The 18,818-nt window shown below is 65.5% G+C and carries 19 protein-coding genes and 1 pseudogene; 13 read left to right on the top strand and 7 right to left on the bottom strand.

The annotated features are described in order from the left end of the window. The first annotated feature begins 17 nt into the window (after positions 1–17). The 4 genes from EV191_RS10390 (at position 18) to EV191_RS10375 (ending at position 3,151) form a co-directional block, all read left to right on the top strand. A complete protein-coding gene (locus tag EV191_RS10390; RefSeq protein WP_132876772.1) occupies positions 18–866 on the top strand; it encodes a helix-turn-helix domain-containing protein in 849 nt (282 codons plus the stop codon). A 6-nt stretch (positions 867–872) separates the two neighbouring features. Next, on the top strand, positions 873–1,055 hold the full coding sequence (locus EV191_RS10385) for a DUF397 domain-containing protein (RefSeq protein WP_132876771.1): 183 nt from the start codon (positions 873–875) through the stop codon (positions 1,053–1,055). Between the two features lie 177 nt (positions 1,056–1,232). Beyond that, on the top strand, positions 1,233–1,568 hold the full coding sequence (locus EV191_RS10380) for a hypothetical protein (RefSeq protein WP_132876770.1): 336 nt from the start codon (positions 1,233–1,235) through the stop codon (positions 1,566–1,568). Beyond that, the gene (locus EV191_RS10375) at positions 1,568–3,151 is read left to right on the top strand and encodes an alpha/beta hydrolase (RefSeq protein ID WP_132876769.1); all 1,584 of its coding nucleotides are present in this window, start codon (positions 1,568–1,570) and stop codon (positions 3,149–3,151) included. Before EV191_RS10380 ends, EV191_RS10375 begins: the two co-directional genes overlap by 1 nt. Position 3,152: 1 nt before the next feature. Here EV191_RS10375 and EV191_RS10370 read toward each other — a convergent pair whose 3' ends face one another. Next, positions 3,153–4,100, bottom strand: a complete 948-nt coding sequence (locus tag EV191_RS10370; protein ID WP_132876768.1) for a helix-turn-helix transcriptional regulator — start codon at positions 4,098–4,100, stop codon at positions 3,153–3,155. Positions 4,101–4,262: 162 nt separating this feature from the next. On the opposite strand from EV191_RS10370, the gene EV191_RS10365 reads away from it, so the two are divergent. Continuing rightward, positions 4,263–5,444: an LLM class flavin-dependent oxidoreductase gene (locus EV191_RS10365; protein WP_132876767.1), complete on the top strand. Its 1,182-nt coding sequence runs from the start codon at positions 4,263–4,265 to the stop codon at positions 5,442–5,444. A gap of 97 nt (positions 5,445–5,541) precedes the next feature. Then, positions 5,542–7,422: a vWA domain-containing protein gene (locus EV191_RS10360; RefSeq protein WP_165912905.1), complete on the top strand. Its 1,881-nt coding sequence runs from the start codon at positions 5,542–5,544 to the stop codon at positions 7,420–7,422. A gap of 6 nt (positions 7,423–7,428) precedes the next feature. On the opposite strand, the gene EV191_RS10355 is transcribed toward EV191_RS10360, so the two are convergent. Beyond that, positions 7,429–8,601 carry a citrate/2-methylcitrate synthase gene (locus EV191_RS10355; RefSeq protein ID WP_132876766.1) on the bottom strand — a complete coding sequence of 391 codons (1,173 nt, stop codon included), beginning with the start codon at positions 8,599–8,601 and terminating at the stop codon, positions 7,429–7,431. A gap of 100 nt (positions 8,602–8,701) precedes the next feature. On the opposite strand from EV191_RS10355, the gene EV191_RS10350 reads away from it, so the two are divergent. Beyond that, positions 8,702–9,847 carry a citrate/2-methylcitrate synthase gene (locus tag EV191_RS10350; protein ID WP_132876765.1) on the top strand — a complete coding sequence of 382 codons (1,146 nt, stop codon included), beginning with the start codon at positions 8,702–8,704 and terminating at the stop codon, positions 9,845–9,847. 4 nt (positions 9,848–9,851) lie between these two features. Here EV191_RS10350 and EV191_RS10345 read toward each other — a convergent pair whose 3' ends face one another. From EV191_RS10345 to EV191_RS10335, 3 genes are read right to left on the bottom strand one after another with little or no spacing between them, the layout of a single operon-like run. Beyond that, on the bottom strand, positions 9,852–12,095 hold the full coding sequence (locus tag EV191_RS10345) for a heavy metal translocating P-type ATPase (protein WP_132876764.1): 2,244 nt from the start codon (positions 12,093–12,095) through the stop codon (positions 9,852–9,854). Next, positions 12,092–13,000, bottom strand: a complete 909-nt coding sequence (locus EV191_RS10340; protein ID WP_132876763.1) for a hypothetical protein — start codon at positions 12,998–13,000, stop codon at positions 12,092–12,094. Before EV191_RS10340 ends, EV191_RS10345 begins: the two co-directional genes overlap by 4 nt. After that, positions 13,000–13,209, bottom strand: coding sequence for a heavy-metal-associated domain-containing protein (locus EV191_RS10335; protein ID WP_132876762.1), 210 nt, complete (start codon positions 13,207–13,209; stop codon positions 13,000–13,002). The genes EV191_RS10340 and EV191_RS10335 overlap by 1 nt, the downstream gene beginning before the upstream one ends. A 178-nt stretch (positions 13,210–13,387) precedes the next feature. On the opposite strand from EV191_RS10335, the gene EV191_RS10330 reads away from it, so the two are divergent. The 3 genes from EV191_RS10330 (at position 13,388) to EV191_RS10320 (ending at position 14,903) form a co-directional block, all read left to right on the top strand. Next, on the top strand, positions 13,388–13,612 hold the full coding sequence (locus EV191_RS10330; protein ID WP_132876761.1) for a ribbon-helix-helix protein, CopG family: 225 nt from the start codon (positions 13,388–13,390) through the stop codon (positions 13,610–13,612). Further along, complete coding sequence (locus tag EV191_RS10325) at positions 13,609–13,995, top strand: type II toxin-antitoxin system VapC family toxin (RefSeq protein ID WP_132876760.1); 387 nt, start codon at positions 13,609–13,611, stop codon at positions 13,993–13,995. The genes EV191_RS10330 and EV191_RS10325 overlap by 4 nt, the downstream gene beginning before the upstream one ends. Positions 13,996–14,168: 173 nt before the next feature. Further along, a complete protein-coding gene (locus tag EV191_RS10320) occupies positions 14,169–14,903 on the top strand; it encodes a hypothetical protein (protein WP_132876759.1) in 735 nt (244 codons plus the stop codon). Here EV191_RS10320 and EV191_RS10315 read toward each other — a convergent pair. After that, entirely contained in the window at positions 14,900–15,196 is a 297-nt protein-coding gene (locus EV191_RS10315; RefSeq protein ID WP_132876758.1) for a hypothetical protein, read from the bottom strand. The two genes, EV191_RS10320 and EV191_RS10315, sit on opposite strands and share 4 nt — an antisense overlap. A gap of 3 nt (positions 15,197–15,199) precedes the next feature. Next, entirely contained in the window at positions 15,200–16,330 is a 1,131-nt protein-coding gene (locus tag EV191_RS10310; RefSeq protein ID WP_165912904.1) for a hypothetical protein, read from the bottom strand. Between EV191_RS10310 and EV191_RS10305 the strand changes: the two genes are divergently transcribed. The 3 genes and pseudogenes from EV191_RS10305 to EV191_RS30345 form a co-directional block, all read left to right on the top strand. Beyond that, positions 16,275–17,861 (top strand): recombinase family protein, encoded by a 1,587-nt coding sequence (locus tag EV191_RS10305; protein ID WP_132876756.1) that lies wholly within the window; start codon positions 16,275–16,277, stop codon positions 17,859–17,861. The two genes, EV191_RS10310 and EV191_RS10305, sit on opposite strands and share 56 nt — an antisense overlap. Positions 17,862–17,993: 132 nt before the next feature. Then, positions 17,994–18,272 (top strand): hypothetical protein, encoded by a 279-nt coding sequence (locus tag EV191_RS10300; protein ID WP_132876755.1) that lies wholly within the window; start codon positions 17,994–17,996, stop codon positions 18,270–18,272. A 125-nt stretch (positions 18,273–18,397) separates the two neighbouring features. Then, positions 18,398–18,818, top strand: a pseudogene (locus EV191_RS30345) (hypothetical protein); the annotation flags it as partial.

Raw genomic sequence — 18,818 nt, 5'->3', positions numbered from 1 at the left:
CCCGTTTGGATGGGAAGATGACCAACAGACACGGTACCGCGCGACTGCGCGGACTCGCGGCGGAATTGATCGATGCGCGACTCGAAGCCAACCTGAATACCCGAGACGCCGCAAAGGCTATCGGCGTATCGGCGGCGACGTTGAACCGGATGGAAAACGGCAACCGGGCAGTGTCCCCTGAAGACGTGGCGGCATTGCTCGCGGTGTACGGCGTCACCGGCCTGGAGCGCGAGCGAGTGCTCGACCTGGCGCGTAAGGCGACCCAGCCGGGCTGGTGGGAGATCACCAGCGGAAGTCTGCCCGAGGAACTACCAGCGCTGATTACCTTCGAGGCCGAGGCGACCAGGATCGTGCATGCCGCGATGCTGCGGATACCTGGACTCCTGCAGACCGCCGAGTACACCCGCGCGGTGATGACCACAACCGGGGTTCCCGACGAGGAAGCCAATACCCGCGTCTCCGCCCGGCTCGGCCGGCAGGCGATCCTGAGCAAGGCCCAGCCACCGCAGTACACGGCGATCATCGACGAGGCCGCACTCCGCCGGCCGATTGGCACTACCGGGCTGATGATCGGCCAGCTACGCAAGCTGATCGCCAGCGCGCAGCAGCCGAATATCGACGTGCGAGTGATCCCATTCGCGCACGGCGCGCATACCGGGCTGGATGGCTCATACGTACTGATGGAGTTCGCCAGGGCGCGGGATATCGTGCACCTGGAACACAAACGATCGTCCGCATTCGTCGATCAGCCCGAGGATGTGGCACCGTTTCACGAGGCGACCGATACACTGCTGAGGGCAGCGCTTGGACCTGCGGATTCGGCCGACTTTCTTGCCGATATCGCGGCGGATTACGACCAGGGGTGAAACGCGATGGATCTTGCTCGGATGCAGTGGCGGAAGTCCAGCTACAGCGGTTCGCAGACGGAGTGTGTGGAGATCGGGTTCAGCGCGAGCACCATCGCCGTCCGCGACACCAAGAACCACGCCGCCGGCACCCTGCACTTCCCCACCGCCACCTGGCACGCCTTCCGCACCCACCTACAAGCTCGCTAACCTTAAAGAACGCGGTCACACGCCGTCACCGCAAGATCCCTAAAGATTGCGGTTCTGCTGACGCGCACCCTTCTTATCGCTGCGCGAACGACCACCGAGCCTTCGCATCCGTACCCGTACCGGCACTCGTCGTAGCTGACCAAAAGTTGCCAACCACGGACGTACGGAGGAAGCGACGTGGCGAACGGTTATGGACTGACCAAGGACGAGCTGAACGCCGCCGGTCAGGAGCTCATGGACACCGCCGACAACGGCAAGCTCGGCGGCGGTGACACCGGAGGCGCATCGGCCTTGAGCGGCACCACCACCGGCGCGAAACAAGACGGCGATCTCGACGGATTCGCTATCAGCGGAGCGCTTGGCACGGTGGAAACGCAGTGGGAAGACGCGATCGACACGATGCTGGCCAAGGTCTCGCTGACCGGCGACAAGATCATGCTCGCCGCGGAGAACTACGGGGAGCAGGAATACCACGCGGAAGAGGCCTTCGCGTTTCTCGAGGAGGGTGACTGATGGTCGGCTACGCCGAGTTGGAGAAGTTCGAACGCGGACTGCTGGACGACGTGGCGCAGGCATGGACCGACCACGCGGACAACCTACGCGACCAGGCCGAAGCTGTGGCAACCCAGATCAACGCGCTCGGCGATTGGACGGGCAGCGCTGGTGAAGCCGCCCGCTCCGGGCTTGCCGATATAAAGACCCTGCTTGAGGACTCGGCCGACGAGATCGACAAGATCCCGGGGAAGGTCGAAGTAGCCGCCGATGCGATCAATTCCGCGCAGAAGAAGATGACTGCGGCAATCGACGAAGCACCGGACTATCTGGAGGTGTCGCAGTCCGGCGAGGTGGACATTTCCGCGAAACGCGGCAGCCCCGAGGAACAAGCCGCCGAGCGCAGGGAGCTCCAGGACGCGATCGATACCGCGATCAAGGACGCTACCGAAGCCGACGAGACGGCAGCCGGCGATATCCGCGCGATCACACCTACCGAAGTCGGCATCGATGCCGGTAGCGATCCCGGATCTACGGCCAAACCGATCCCGAAGCCGGGCAGCGACCCGGAGGATGTCGCCAACTGGTGGAATGGCCTTTCCGCGATAGAGAAGGAAAACTACCTCTTCAGCGACAGTCACAAGCTCGGCAGTCTGGACGGCCTGCCGATCGAGGCAAGGGATCGGGCAAACCGGTTCGTCCTCGACGAGCACGAGTCCATCTTGGAGATGCAGCGGGACCATGGATCACCGGAGGACTCCTTGGTCGCTTCCAACAAACTGGATGGCGTCAAGGATATTCAGTCTTTCCTGCAGGATCATGACGACAACGGCTACCTGATCGGGTTCGACGCAGAGAACCTCGATAAGGACGGGCAAGCGATCGTGTCCGTGGGCAATCCCGACACGGCCGATAACGTGGCGACACACGTCCCTGGCACCGGCGCCGATCTCGGTACCGCAGGCAAGGAGCTCGGTCGTGTTGAGCGTCTGCAAGGTCAAGCCGATGAGCTGGAAGAAAACGCGGACAACGCGGCAATCTACTGGCTCGGTTACGACGCTCCAGACAACGTGCTGCCCGAGGCGACCAAGGCCGGGTACGCGGAGGACGGCAAGGACGCCCTGAGTTCCTTCCAGGAAGGTCTGCAGGAAACCCGTACTGGGGATCCTTCGCACAACGTCGTCATGGGTCACAGTTATGGATCCACCCTCATCGGGCATACCGTTGCCGAAGGCGGGCAAGGACTTCCGGACGACAACGAAGTGGTTTTCGTTGGCAGCCCTGGTGTTGGCGTGGCAGCGGAGGCAACCGCAACGCCGTCCGTCGAGGTAGAGCCCGCCGTCGACAAGCTCGACATCCCCAAGGATCAGATCTGGGCAACTCGCGCGGAAAACGATGCCATCCGGGCGACGCCCGCAGGCACCCATGGCGATGACCCAACCGCCGAGAGCTTTGGTCTCGGCGAAAGCCAGGTCTTCCATTCGGAGCGCACCTCGAAATGGCCGCTGTCCGCCGAGGCGCACGGCGACTACTGGGACAAGGACAGCCAAGCGCTGGAGAACCTTGGCAGGATCGCGGTTGACCAGCGGCCAACCACCGACTAGCTCAGCCGCGTAGGTCGCGGGGGCGTTCGCCGAAGCGGTGGCGGAATGCGCTGCTGAAGTTGCCGGGGGCGGAGAATCCCAGTTGGGCGGCGATCTCGGCGATGCTGAGGTGTTGGTAGGCGGGGTCGCGGAGGCGTTCGCGGGCGGCCTTGAGGCGTTCTTCCCTGATGAGTTCGCGTGGGCTGGTGCCGGTTTGCTGTAGGGCGAGCTGGACTTGGCGCAGGGACCAGCCAAGCGCCTGCGCGACCGTGGCGCCGGTCAGGTCGCGCTCGTCCACGTGTTGGCGGATATACCGGCGCGCCATCACGTCGATCTCGCCCAGTGCCGCCGGGGTGGTTGTCTGGTTGTCCCGCATCAACTGCATGCAGAGGAGTTCGACGAGGCGTTCGGCCGCCGACTCGAACTGGTCGCGGGTGAGCTCGTCGCGTTCGCGGAGCAGACCGGCGGCAAGCTCCTGTGCCACCCGCCCCAGTCCCTTCGATACGTCCAACGGCGCACCGGGGCGCGCCGACTGGCCGATCCGGTTCTCGATCTCCTCGCCCTGAACCGTTAGGACCATCATCTTGGTGTCGTCGTCATGCCAGGCGGTAAAAGGTTTGTCGTAGGCGAACACGCCCGCCATCCCTGGCCGTAATCCGGTCACCGCATCGTGGTGCCGCAACATGAACAGATTGTCGAGGGGAAACAGGAAACGGAAATTGTCATCCGGCGCGGTGCGAACATGCTGAACTCCGCGGACATACTCGGCCTCATCGGCTTGCCAGGCCACGAGTTGATAGTGCTCGGTACCAATCCGGCTGTAGCCGCCCTGGAAGTCCCCGGTACGGGGTGCGCGCAGCTCCAACGCCGCCTGCAGGGACGCGACCTGGTGTGCCCAGTAGGCAGTGCGCTCGCGCCGGGGCACCTCCACGGTCGCGTGGGAATCCACCACATACGACTGATTCGGCACCCTTACCCACCTCCTCTTGCCATCGAAACACACCAAAGCCAGCACCTCAGCGGTAACCGGCAGCCCCGCTAGTACCTGCTTTGACCACCACACGATTTGTGACGTAGCTTACTAAGTGGGCCGTTTCTCCACATGAGCGAATCCCTGAGCTAGGAGCCGCACATGAGCAGGTTGCGCTTCGGCGTGTTTCTCGCACCCTTTCATCCGGCCGGACAGAACCCCACCCTCGCGCTGCAACGCGATTTGCGGCTGCTGGAACACCTCGACTACCTGGGCTTCGACGAAGCGTGGATCGGCGAGCACCATTCGGCTGGCAGCGAGATCATCGCCTCGCCGGAGATCGTCATGGCGGCAGCCGCCGAGCGCACCAAGAACATCAAGTTCGGCACCGGGGTGACCTCGATCAGCTATCACAATCCGCTGTGGGTCGCCGACCGGATGGTGCTGCTTGATCACCTGACGCGAGGCCGCACGATGCTCGGTGTCGGGCCGGGTTCGCTGCCGACGGACTCCTCGATGATCGGGCTGAATCCCACGGACACCAGGGAACTGCTGGACGTCAACTTCGACATCATCATGCGGCTGCTCGCCGGTGAAACAGTCACCGAACAAACCCGTACGCACAACCTTGTCGACGCACGGCTGCAACTGCGCCCGTACACCGAACCATGTTTCGATGTCGCGGTCGCCGCGGTTGCTTCGCCCACCGGACCGCGGCTGGCCGGCCGGTACGGGACCGGACTGCTCTCCATCGGCGCGACGCTGACGAAGGAAGGCTTCGACGCGCTGGCACACCACTGGAATGTCGTCGAGGAACGGGCGACACACTTCGGCCAGCCGACACCGGATCGTTCCGGCTGGCGACTGGTTGGCTTGATGCATATCGCGGAAACGCGCGAGCAGGCGTACCGAGACGTGGAATACGGCATCGAGCAGTGGTTCCGCTACTTCCAGAAGGTCGCTGCTTTCCCGCAGATGGTCGTGGAAGGCGGCAACCGCACGGAGATGATCGATTTCATCAACGAGTCCGGTATCGGCGCGATCGGCACCGCCGAGGACGCTCGTGCCCAGGTGCAGCGGCTTGCCGACCAGTCGGGCGGATTCGGCGCGATGCTGCTACTCGCGCATGAATGGGCGAACCCGGAAGCGACAAAACGCTCGTACGAGTTGATCGCACAACACGTGCTGCCGCATTTCCAGGGTCCCGGCCGAACGCACGCGGAGTCCACATTGCTCGCCAAGCAACACGCGACGGATACCCGCAGCGGGCACGCCGAAGCACAACTGTCCGCCGTGGAACATATGACGAAGAAGTACGCCAGCGAGGTCACCAACCCGCAGTAGCCCCAAGAGCGCGCCCGGGGAACTGAACCGTCCACATTTGCGTCCTAGCGCGATCATGTCTGCCACACCGGCACAGCGAACGCGTTAGGGGAATCACGTGAATCGTTGGCGAAGCAAGCTGGCCGCGCTCACCACGGTATCCATCGTCGCTGTACTGCTCGCGACACCGGCAGCGGCACAGCAGTCCGGGAACGAGCAGGACTCGCGGGTGCAGGTCGAGTACGCGCCAACGATGTTGGTCCTGGACGGCTCGGGATCCATGACCGGCAACGATCCCAGCGGCGGCACCAAGATGGCGGCCGCGAAGAACTCGGTGCGCTCACTGGTCGACATGCTGCCCGACGACGCCCAATTTGGACTCACCACCTACGGCACCGAAACCGGCGAAACACCCGCCGAGAAAGAGACCGGCTGCCAAGACACCTCCGTGTTGCAAGACGTGAAACAACTAGACCGCCAAGCCATCACCTCAGCAGTGGACGGCATCCAACCCAGTGGCTACACCCCCATCGGACACTCCCTGCGCACCGCAGCCGACCAACTACCCGACGACAAGCAACGCGCCATCGTGCTCGTCTCCGACGGACTCGACACCTGCGCACCACCCGACCCCTGCGAAGTCGCCGACGAACTCGCCGAGGAAGGCATCAACACCGTCGTACACGCCGTCGGCTTCGGCGTCGACGACGAAGCCAGCGAACAACTCAACTGCATCGCCGAAACCACCGGCGGCACCTACACCCGCGCACCCGACGCCACAGCACTCGAAAAGGCCCTACCCCGAGTTACCACCGTCGCGCTGCGCAACTACCAACCAACCGGCACCCCAGCGAAAGGCTCCGAGCAGCCAGCCGGCGCACCGGAAATCGGACCAGGCCAGTACGTGGACAGCCTCGGGCCACAACAGCGCAAGCACTACTCCGTGCACATCCCCAAGGGAGGCGTCGGCTACTTCAGCGCCACCGTGCCGCTCACCCGAGGGGAAGGCGGCATGGGCGATATCAACTCGCTTGAGATCGACGTGACCTCCCCATCCGGGGAAAGCTGCACCGACGGTGGGGTCCGCTCGCTATCGACCATGGGCCAGGACGGCGTGCCACTGTCCACATCGGCCGTTGTGGACACGACGGAAGGAAATATGGGTGGCGACTGCCAGGAGGCCGGCACTTACACGATGTACGTGCTCCGCGACTCGGATACCGCGCAACAAGCCGAACTGCCAATCGAGGTGCAGGTAGGCGTGGAGCCGGCGGTAACCGGCAACAAGGGTGAACCATCCGAAATGGACACCGTGCGTTTCCAGGAACAGAACGGCCAGGCACAACCCGTTGTCGGTGGTGGTTCGTTCAGTTCCGCCGCGACGCTCGATGGCTCTGAGGTGTACCGGGACTCCCTCGCCCACGGTGAGTACGTGTTCTACCGGGTGCGGCTGGAATGGGGCCAGGGGCTGGCCTACCGGGTGAACTACGCGGGCAACAAGCAAGCGGGGCTCGCGAACGTCTCCACCATGCTCTACAGCCCGTTTCGCAAGGTACCGCCGTCGGATGGCGAGGACACCGACTCCTACGACGGGGCACCGGCAACACTCGGCCCGCTGGCCACCACACCCGTTCGCTATCTGAACCGCGACGAATACGAAGGCGGCGCCACCTCGGTTGCCGGCTGGTACTACATCGGCGTCAAACTCGGCAGGGGCGTCGAGGGCGACCCGCCTCCCGCGCTTGTGGACACTGAGCTGGAGCTGACCGTTACCGGCGAACCGGAGAACGGCCCCGAATACGCCTCCGGCGGTGATTCGGGCAACGGCGACGTGTTCGGCGACGGGAATGCCGAGAACAGTCCGGCAATCGCCGAGTCGCCAACCACCGATTCGTTCCCGCTGGTCCCCGTGCTCGCGGGCGCGGGCGGCGCGGTGCTTCTCGGTGGCGCGGCCGTCACCGTCTGGCTCGTCCGGCGGCGTAACCGGATGCGGCCCTAGCCCGGTTCAGCCAGGCGTATCGCCGGTGTACACACCGAGGGCGCGAAAGCGCAGGCGCGGTTCGGCGTATTCCTCCACGGCATGCGCGATCCAGCCGATGATGCGGGCGAGTAGAAACACCGTCTCGCCGGCATCCGCGCGCATCCCGTAGACGTGCATCATCGCGGCAAGCGCGAGATCCACATTCGGGAAAGTCCCGGTGCGCTCGGCCAGCTCGGCGCACACCGTACGAACCACATCGAGCACCGGATGTGCGGGCAGCAATGCAAGCAACGCCTCGGCCCGCGGATCGTGCCGGCGGTACACGCGATGCCCGAACCCGGGAATCCCATCGGCTCCGCGCGACCATTCGGCGAGCGCGCCGGGCATGTTCTGGCGCGCATCCTCGAGAAACCGGTAGGCGAATGTGCTCGCGGCGCCGTGGTACTGACCATCGGCCGCGCCGAGCCCCGCGGAGATGACCGCGTAGATGTTCGCCCGCGCGCTCGCCGCAACCCGAGCGGCCACAGTGGACACCGCAAGACCGTGATCGGCGAGCAGGCCAAGCGCGGCATCCAGCACCTGGACATCAGCGGGCATCGCCGGCACCGGCGCCAACGCCGGCCACAGCCGTGCGGCCAGCCCGTAACCGAAACCAGTATGCGCACCGGGTAACCCCGCGCAGAGATTGCCGAGCAGCGCCCGCCCGGTACGCAACACCGCCGCCGGGTTGCGGTCAAACCGCAGCGGGTCAACCGCGCCGAGCGCGACCACCGCGAGCTGTAGGTGATCAACAAGCCGCGCGCTGGTTGGCAACGCGGCCATGGCGGCTCGCGCGGTGGCAACCTGCTCGACGCGTACCGGAAACGCTTCCGCCTCGGCCAGCTCGCCGGCCCAGAGCAGCCAGGCGATCGACTCGACGGGATGGGTTGCGGCCAGTTCGGCGACCGCGTGTCCCCTGTACCGCAACACGTCATCGTCCAACGAGGTCAGCTGGGTGCGGATCCGGTCGAGCTCGTTGTCCGGCCGGCGGGCCGCCTGCCCACGCGCGGCCAGCGCGTCCACCTCGGCGGCGTCAAACAAGCTGCCGCGCTGCCCAGGCTGCCGATCGCTGCGCAGCAGTCCCCTGCTGACGTAGGCGTACACAGTCTCCGGCTTCACCCCCAGCCGGCGCGCTGCTTCCACAGTGCTGATTCGCATCCTGACCTGGCCTTTATCCACATGTATTGACTAGTCAACGTTGACAGCTAGCTATCAATAGATCAATGGTTGGAACGGGAACTCAGGAGAGGAAGCGGCTATGACTGGGACCATCGATGTGCCACCTGGTTTGCGCAATGTCGTCGTCACGAACACCGAGCTCGGCGATGTGCGCGGTAGCGAAGGCTTCTACCACTACCGGCAGTACTCGGCGATCGAACTGGCCCGGAGCAAAACACTGGAGGAAGTGTGGTTCCTGCTGCTGGAAGGTCGCCTGCCGGAGCCGGCCGAAACCGCACGATTGCGCGACGAACTGGCCCCGCTGCGCGAGCTGCCCGCGGAACTCGCCGCGCTACTGCCGGCGATCGCGACTACCGGTGAGCGGTTCGACGCACTAGCCGGGCTGCGCACCGCGCTGTCCATGTTCGGCATGGCGCGCGGCGTGCCGCCGATGCTGGACACGGATGAGGCGCGCAGGAAGGCCAATACGCTCGCGATCTGCGCGGTCACCCCCACCATTCTCGCCGCGCTGTACCGGCTACGCCGCGGGCTGGCACCGCTGCGACCCCGCCCCGACCTCAGTGCGGCGGCGAACTGGCTGTATCTGGTCACCGGCACGGAACCGGCGCCCGCACAGGTGCGCGCGATCGAGCAGTACCTGATCGCCACGATCGACCACGGGTTCAACGCGTCCACGTTCACCGCGCGGGTGGTCGCCTCCACCGGCTCGGATCCAGTGTCCGCGGTGAGCGCCGCGATCGGGGCGTTCGCCGGTCCGCTGCACGGTGGCGCGCCGGATCGCGCGCTGGCCAGCCTGGACGAGATCGGCACCGCTGATCGGATTCGCCCGTGGGTACGCGCCAGGGTCGCGGCGGGTGATCGGATCATGGGGTTCGGCCACGCGGTTTATCGCACCGAGGATCCGCGTTCGGCGCTGCTGCGGGAGATCGCGTTGACGCTCGGTGGTGAGCTCGCGGAGTTCGCGACGGCGGTGGAACGCGGGGTGGTCGAAGCACTCGCGGAGCTGAAGCCGGGCAGGGAGCTGTATGCGAACGTCGAGTTCTACGCCGGTGTGGTGATGTCGCAGTGCGGGCTGCCGCGCGAGATGTTCACGCCGACGTTCGCGACCAGCCGGGTGATCGGCTGGTGCGCGAACGTCCTGGAACAGGCGCGGGACGGCAAGATCATCCGTCCTGCCGCCCGCTACACCGGTCCTGCGCCTACCGTCGAGCACGCTCCCTCTTGACGAGTTACTTGAAGCGGCGCAGCCGGAGGCTGTTCGACACGACGAACACCGAGGACAGTGCCATCGCCGCGCCCGCGAGCATCGGGTTCAACAGGCCGGCGGCCGCCAGCGGCAGCGCGGAGGTGTTGTACGCGAACGCCCAGAACAGGTTGCCCTTGATGGTGCCAAGGGTCCGCCTGGACAACCGGATCGCGTCCGCGGCCACGGTGAGGTCACCGCGCACCAGCGTCAGGTCACTCGCCTCGATCGCCACGTCCGTGCCGGTGCCCATCGCCAACCCGAGGTCGGCCTGGGCCAACGCCGCCGCGTCGTTCACGCCGTCGCCGACCATCGCGACCACCTTGCCCTCGGACTGCAGCCGCGCGACCACGTCGGCCTTGTCCTTGGGCAGCACCTCGGCGATCACCTCGTCGATGCCCACTTCACCCGCGATGGAGCGGGCCACCGCCTCGTTGTCTCCGGTCAGCAACATCGGGGTCAGTCCGAGCCCGCGCAACTGCCGGATCGCTTCGGTGGAGCTGGCCTTCACGGTGTCCGCGACAACCAGCACGCCCCGTGCCGCGCCATCCCAGCCGACGGCGACCGCGGTCTGCCCGCGCGCCTCCGCAGCGGCTTTCGCCGTGGCAAGCGATTCCGGCAACCGCTGACTCCACTCGGCAAGCAGCGCGGTGCGCCCAACGAGCACGGCGTGCCCGTCGACCTGGCCCTGCACGCCAAGCCCCGCGACGTTCTCGAATCCGTCCACTTCGGGCAGTGCGCCAACCCGCTCGGCCGCGCCAACCGCGATTGCCTGCGCGATCGGGTGCTCGGAAGCCGCCTCGAGCGCGCCAGCCAGCCGCACCAGTTCGTCCTCGGCAACACCGTCCGCGGTGTGCACCTCGACCAGCGACATCTTGCCGGTGGTGACCGTGCCGGTCTTGTCCAGCACCACGGTGTCGATCCGCCGGGTGGATTCCAGCACCTCGGGCCCCTTGATCAGGATGCCCAGCTGGGCACCCCGCCCGGTGCCCACCATCAGCGCGGTCGGCGTGGCCAGCCCCAGCGCACACGGGCAGGCGATGATCAGCACGGCAACGGCGGCGGTGAAGGCCGCTCCGGTCGTACCGCCGGAACCAAGCCAGAAGGCCAGCGTGCCCACCGCGAGCGCGATCACGATCGGCACGAACACGCCGGACACGCGGTCGGCGAGGCGCTGGATCGCCGCCTTGCCGTTCTGCGCGTCCTCGACCAGCTTGGCCATCTGCGCGAGCTGGGTATCCGCGCCGACCCTGGTCGCGCGCACCACCAACCGGCCGCCGACGTTCACCGTGCCGCCGGTGACGGCATCTCCTGGCGACACCTCCACCGGAACCGACTCACCGGTCAGCATGCTCGCGTCGACCGCGGAGCCGCCTTCCACGACCTCGCCGTCGGTGGCGATCTTCTCGCCAGGGCGAACCACGAAGCGATCCCCCACCGCGAGCTGATCGGTCGGGATCCGCTCTTCCTTGCCGTCGCGCAGTACCGCGACGTCCTTCGCGCCGAGCTCGAGCAGGGCACGCAGCGCCGAACCGGCCCGCCGTTTGGAGCGCACCTCGAAGTACCGGCCGGCCAGGATGAAGGTGATCACGCCGGCCGCGACCTCGAGGTAGATATTCCCGTCGCCGGCCATCCGTTCGATGCTGAACTCAAACGGATGCGTCATCCCCGGTATGCCGGCGCTGCCGAACAGCAGCGCGTACATCGACCAGAGCAGCGCCGCGATGGTGCCCATCGAGATCAGCGTGTCCATGGTCGCCGCGCCGTGCTTCAGGTTCACCCAGGCGGCGCGGTGGAACGGCAGCCCCGCCCATACGACGACCGGCGCGGCCAGTACCAGCGAGATCCACTGCCAGTAGTCGAACTGGAAAGCCGGGACCATGGCCAGCACGATCACCGGCACGGAAAGCACCGCCGAGACGATCAACCGCTGCCGGGCGGCGCGGGTCTCGTCGTCCGCGCCGGACTCGGTGGACTGCGGTTCGTCCGCCGAAGAGCTGGGCAGCTCGGCGGCGTAGCCGGCCTCGGCGACCTGCTCAACCAGCTGTTCCGGGGAAACCTCCGCGCCGAAGCTGACCTTGGCCTTCTCCGTGGCGTAGTTGACCGACGCGGTGACGCCGGAGAGCTTGTTCAGTCGCTTCTCGATCCGCGCCGCGCAGGAAGCACAGGTCATGCCGGTGATCGCCAGCTCGACCTGGTTGGTCTGGCCTTCCTGGAGTGTCGAACTCATCGGTGACCCCCCTCAGTCGTAGCGGGGACGGTGAACTCCGCGGTGCGGACCTTGCCGTCGTGTTTGAAGTCGAGGAACAGCCGGTACATACCCCCAGAGGGCACCTCTGCCTCGAAGGACAGCCCGGCCGCCGACTCGTCCGGATGGACGTGCACATACCCGAGATCGCCGGTCCGCAGCGCGACCAGGTGCCCAGCGGCACCGAGGTACGGCTGCAGGTCGGTGACCTCCTTGCCGTCCTTGCGTACGGTCATGGACAGCGTCGAGGTGTGCCCGGCAGTCAGCTCGCCGGCCAGTTCGACATCATACCCCTGCACCGTATCTGTACGGGACTGCTCGTATTCGCGTGGCGCGAACTTGCCGGGCACCGCGAGGTCCACGCCGAGCGTGCTGTCCGCGCCATCGGCCGGCACGAAATCCGCGAACGCCCGGTAGGAGCCCGCTTCGCGCAGGTCCAGGTCGACCCGCCAGGTGCCGTCCGAATCCATTTGCGGGTGCACGTGCTGGAAGTTCGCGGTGTCCCTGCGCACCACGACCAGGTGCATGCGCTTCTCATGTTCGACCGCGAATTCGGTCACCGGCTGCCCCGCCTCGTTCAGCACGCGGAACGCGAACTCCTGGTCCGCACCGCGCGACAACGTGGTGGCCAGCGGCGCGAGGGTCAGACCGTTCGCACTGCTGGCCAGACCGTCGACCTCGGTACCAGCCCCGTGACCTGCGCCGTGCTGACCGGCCTCGCTCTTGCCGGAGGATCCATGCCCGCCGGTCTGGTGCCCACCCGATTCGGCGCCGTTCTGGTCGGCGGCCACGTTCAGCGGGCCAACCGCTGAACCGATGGCCCAGGCCGCGCCGGCGACGACCACGAGCGTGCCCAGGTAGGCGGATAGTTTGGTCGCGGCGTTCATCACGCCCCCGACAAGGTGTAACCGGCTTCCTCGACCGCCTCGCGCAGCTGCTCAGCCGGCAGCGGGGCGGCACTGGTAACCGTGACGGCACCGGTCGACAGTTCCACGTCGACCTGGGAAACGCCGGCGAGCTTGGAAACCTCTTCGGTCACCGAGCTGGCGCAGTGGTCGCAGGTCATGCCGGTTACGGTGTAGGTCGCCTCGGTCACGGTGCTCTCCTTTGCTCGCTGGGCGCGGTACGCTCTACCCTCACCCATATATACCCCTTACACGTATCCGGTAACTCACCCGGATGTAAGCAATATATACCCCCGGGGGGTACATCGCAACCAGTTCGACGATGAAGAGCTGTCGCTATTAGCGAATTATGTGCTAGCATTGTGCAACATGAAGACCCTGTACCTGCGGAACGTCCCTGATGACGTCGTAGAGCGCCTGGAACGGCTGGCCAAGCAGGAAGGCGTTTCCTCGGTCAGTGCGATAGCAGTACGAGAACTTGCCGATGTCTCCTGGCGCGCCAACAACCTGGAACTACTGGATGCACTGCCGGACCACAACGTCAGCACCGAGTCAATCCGCACCGACCTGGACCAGGAGCGCAGCGCGCGGTGATCGTCGTTGACGCTTCCGCCGCAATCGACGCACTACTGAACGCCGGACACGCCCGGCAAGCCCTGTCCACGCAGCAGGCACACCTTCCGCACCTCATCGACTCCGAAATAGCCAGCGGGCTTCGCCGGCAGGTAACCGCGGGGCGTGTCGCCCCAGAGGCGGCACGGGACTGCCTGCGCGTATGGCAAAAGCTCGGCGTGACGCGCCATCCCACGTTCCCCTTGCTGGCTCGCGTATGGGAGCTGCGCGAGAACATCTCGGCATATGACGCGTCCTACGTCGCGCTGGCCGAGTTCCTCGCGTGCCCCCTGCTCACCGCGGACGCCCGGCTAACCCGAGCACCCGGAACGCGCTGCACCATCACCCTCGTCCCCAGCACCTGAAAGACGTGGCGAATGGGCACATCGGCGGTTACCGGAACGGCTTAATCGCTTGCACAAGCGGGTGAACCTGATCGCCCAACCGTGCGGCAGAGTAGAACCACCCACTGTGCTCGGGTCGTTACCGAACTAGCTTCAGAGCCGTACGATTCGGTAACGAAAGGACAACGCCGGAGATGGGTCGTCCCACCATACGCAAGGGCGGGAAGCACCGGAAAAAGCGGGTCCACCACCGACGTAGCTTCCCGAAGCGCGCCGTAGTGCTGAGCCTCGCCGCCCTCGCCATCGCTGCTTTCGGCAGTGCACCGGTTGTCGCTAGCCAATCGGATACCGGCCGGCTCCCCGCAGGTGACATCACCCCGGTCGCCGCCACCAAACCACCCGCGGTTGGCTCATCGATCTCCATGGATCTGTCCACCGATGCCGAACTCACCATCCAGAACGACGTACTCAACAGGAAATTCACTGGTCAGATCGAGCTCGAAGTCACCGGGACCGAACCTGGTCAGCCCAACGCGGTTCGGCTCGAAGTGCGCGAACTGCGGATGACCGCACGAGATGGCGCCGATGGCCCGGTGGATGGCTACGGCCTGCTGGAGATCAACCTCGACGCGGCGGCCGGCACCGCGCCGAGCGAGCTGGTGCTTGTTGATGCGGACGAGCCACGGTGGGCTGCCACGTTGCGGCTGGATTTCAGCCTCGCCGTGGAGAAGCCGTTTCACGTGCCGAACCGGATTGGTGATCTCGTCGTGTACACCGGTTCAAGCCTGCGGCTGGACGCCGAGACCAGCGAACAACCACCAAGCGGCGAGATCTACGAGCTGGGCGGCGCTATTGACCTGGCACAGCAGAGCGACCCGGGGATCACGGTGGTGACGATCAACGAGTTCCGCACGAAAGCCAGCGCCTAACCAGCAGCTGTAGAGATCATTTCACGGAGCACGGCCGGGGCGTGCGGGGCGATGCGCGCGCGTTCCGCTGTGGACAGTTTCGCCAGGAGCTTGCCGCAGGCACTCAGTCGCTTGTGGATATCTTCGGCCGCCGGCGGGTAACTCAGCAGGTCAGCGGGTTGCCGGTGTCCGGAGGTCACGTCTGCGGCAAAGTCCGCGATCGGCCCGTTGCCCTCGGCCAGCGCCGCGAAGGTGTGCTGCCGCGCGCGCCGGCCTTCCGTGCTGTGCCACGGGTTCTCGATGTTCAGGTCCATTGCTCACACCTCCGGGTGGTCGTAGGGTTCCGCCGGCCACGGCTGTGACTCCACGGGCTGCGCGGCCGCGATCACTTCGATCAGACCGGCCGCGCCATGGGCCAGACCGACGAGCAGGCTTACCGCCTGTACGAGTAGAGCGACCGTGGACTCGAGCTGCGCCACGAGCGCGACGAGCTTGAGAATGTCCCGCGCATCCACGCCATCGCCAAGGCTCTCGGCGAGGTCGACGGCCGTTGTCCCGATGGACCCACCTTCGAGGATCTTGCCGATGACATCCAACACCTTGTTCAGGGTGCCGCCGGTGAACGCGCCCAGGATCTCCAGCGCCAGGTCGACGATGACCCCGAGCACGTCCTTGATGTAGACCACGTAGTGATACGCGCTCTGCGCGAAATCCCTGATCCGGTCCGCGGCCTCGGTCATGAAGGTGCTGTGGGCCGCGCTCGACCGGGAGTACTGGGCGAGCCAGTTCTCCGCGTTGCTCGCGGCATTGCCGTCCCAGTTCGGCGCGATCCCCGCCCTGCCCTGGTCAATATTCGCCTTGATCGCGTCGAACGCGGTACCGATCTGATCAAAAAGGACAGACTGCCGGTAGAGCGCCTGCCAGTCACCGGCGAACAGCTCGATGCACTCTTCGAGGATGTCGAACCCGGTTTGCTCGGCGATGAAGTCGTTGATCGAGGTCAGCCGACCGCCGAAGCCGATGATCTCGGTGATTTCCTGTTCCAGCCCGGTTGGCCAGCCCTCGTCCCTGGTGAGGTCCCTGGCCAGCTGCTCATCACCGGTGTTCGCCAGCATGCGCGGGCTGAACGGCTCGCCGGACGCGTCTGCCTGCGGATCGGCGACATCCCGGAAGGACTCGGCCGCCGCCGGATCACGCACGTCCTGCGAGTCCACCGGTTCGGAGCGCTCCGGCGGGTACTGCGCGTCCAGATTCGCCGCTTCGCCGAGATCCGTATTGTCGTAGTAGCGCGCCGCCTTGCCGAGCTCCCTGCCGGCGGCGCGGCCGAGCTCAGCAGCCGCGCCAGTGTTCGTTTTCGCGCCCTCGGTGAGAAAGTCCAGCTTCGGCGTCAGGATGGCGAGCAGTCCCTTTTCCGAACCGTCGACATTCAAGTCTGTCTCACCAAGCACTCCGATAGCAGATACAGGAAGAGCACCTACTGCTATGGAGACCACAGCACTTATATACACCCGGGCCTCAATGGACCGCCACTATCTGATGCGCGCCACCGACGACCAGGAGACCGACTGCCGCGCCTGGTGTGACCAGCAGGGCTGGCAGGTTGGCAAGGTCATCACCGACGCGAACCGCTCCGCCTCTCAGTGGCGCACCCGTGAGCGGGAGGGCTTCGAGGAAGCGCTACAGCTCATCGCGTCGAAGGAGTACGACGCCTTCGTCACGTGGGAGCCGTCCAGGGCCGGCCGCGAACTTCTCGCCTACGTCCAGCTCCGTGCCGCGTGTCAGGAGGCTGGCGTCCTGTACCTGACACGTGGTCGGGTCTATGACTTCGAGCGCAGTGATGACGCGTTCATGATGGGGTTGGAGTTCCTGACCGCGGAGAAGGATGCCGCGGTCATCCGGGAGCGGCAGCTTCGGACGGTCCGTCTCAACGCGCAGAAGGGTCGACCGCACGGTCGCTTGCCCTATGGATACCGGAGGGTATACGACGAGCGCACGGGTGCCCTGTTACGTCAGGAGATCGATCCGGAGAAGGCAGCGGTCATCGTCAACGCGGTGGACGAGATTTTGAGCGGCGTTCCGATGAACGCGATCGTCACTCGATTGAACAAGCAAGGCGTCCCGACGCCGATGAAGCCGACCAGCGATCACTCCCGCGGCTGGATGAACTCCTCGTTGCGGCAACTGCTGAAGAGCCCGACGATCGCGGGACTGCGGAAGTACCGGGGTGAAGTGATCGGTGATGCTGATTGGCCGGCGATCATCCCTCGGGAGCGTTGGGAGGAGGTCAACCGCGTGCTGTCGGATCGCGCTGTCCGCACGCGCTATGTCGAGGAGGACAATCACAGTCATCCCAAGTGGTTGCTGTCGTTCATCGCGAAGTGCGGCTACTGCTCGCGCCCGTTGGTCCGCCTCAACGGCGTGATCCCGCGCAAGGACGGAAGCTCCCGGAACAACTATGTCTGTCCGATCGCCGGATGCCGCAAGGTCAGCATCGATGTCGGTCGAACCGATGCGTTCGTCGTCGGTGCGCTCCTGGGTTGGTTGTCCGAGCCCGAGAGCATGGCCGTCATTGCTGCGTCGGATGAGAGCTGGAGCGAGCGTGTCGGCGAGGCCGAAGAGCGCTTGGCGGCACTGCGGCAGCGTCTGGACGAGGCTGCCGAACAGTATTCTGAGGGAGCCATCAGCTTGACGATGCTGTCGAGTATCGAGCGGCGCCTGAACCCGCAGATCGAGCAGGCGGCGAAGGCCGCGGTGCCTCCTGTGTCTGACGCGGGGCTGCTCGAATTGGTTCGAACTCAGGACCTTGACGCGGCTTGGGAGGGTCTGGTGCTGCTGGAGAAGCGGCGACTGGTGAAGATGCTGTTCGATATCCGTATCGTGAAGGCTCGCCAGCTTGGGGGCATCTTCGATCCCGAGCGGATCAAGATCACGCCTCGCTTTGCTGTTCCTGACTCTTACCAGTGGAGCCGATCAGGATAGTGCGAACCGCCGCGGCCTGCCTCTTGGTCAGCGGCATGAAGGACGCACCGAGTTCCCGGCCTGCCTGTCGGAGTCGGTCGAGTTCGGTGGATTCCTTTGTGCTCGGTGCGGTGCTCATCGTTTTTCCCCGGTGTGTTCATCGAGGGTTCGGTAGAACTCTTCCTCTTGTGCCTCGCGTTCAGCGACCTGCGCGTAGACGAATTCGACAAACTCAGCGTCGCGGTCCTCGATGAGAACGTCTTCGACTGGCGGCGCGGATGGTTCACCGGGCCAGGTCGTCTGCCGGGGGCGGGTTCACATGATCGTCGCAACACTCTCGATGAGAGGTTGCGGCGATCATGTCGTTTCAGGAGGACTGTGCCCGGTTCGGTGATCAGCTGGTGCGGCTGGTTGATTGCGGTGTTCTGGTGAAGGAGGCCGCTGTCGTGGTTGGTGTGTCGCGGCAGCGGTGTTATGCGATCTTGCGGGCGATCGGACGGCCTGTGGGGCGCCCGCGTGGGCCAGGGAGGCCGGTTGATGCAGAGCGGATCGTGGCGGTGTTCGCTCGGACTGGGTCGATCAACAAGGCGTCGATCGAGTGTGAGGTGGCGTTCTCGGTCGCACGCCGGGTTCTGGTCGATGCCGGTGTGGTCACGGCGGACAAACTCAAAGAGGTCGGCAAACCGGAGGCGAGGACGCGGTTCCTTGCGCTGATTGAGCCGGGGTGGTCGTCGGCGCGTGCTGCCCGTGAGGTGGGGGTGAACGAACGCACCGCCCGAGACTGGCGCAAGGGAATCCGACGCACCAGCGGTAGGCGAATCTACCCGGACGGCATGGTCGTGGACTATCGCACCGGATCGGTCTATAAACAGCCGGTGACCAGACTGTCTTGGACCGAGTCGATGCTTCAGCCACCACGGTCAGTGACCGCTACCTCTCGCTCGATGACCGGATCGCGATCGCCGACGCGCTGGTGGT

This window comes from Tamaricihabitans halophyticus, assembly GCF_004340875.1.
Classification (GTDB): domain Bacteria; phylum Actinomycetota; class Actinomycetes; order Mycobacteriales; family Pseudonocardiaceae; genus Tamaricihabitans; species Tamaricihabitans halophyticus.
The sequence above is the reverse complement of the archived record's forward strand: the minus strand, read 5'-3'. Positions and strand labels throughout refer to the sequence as shown.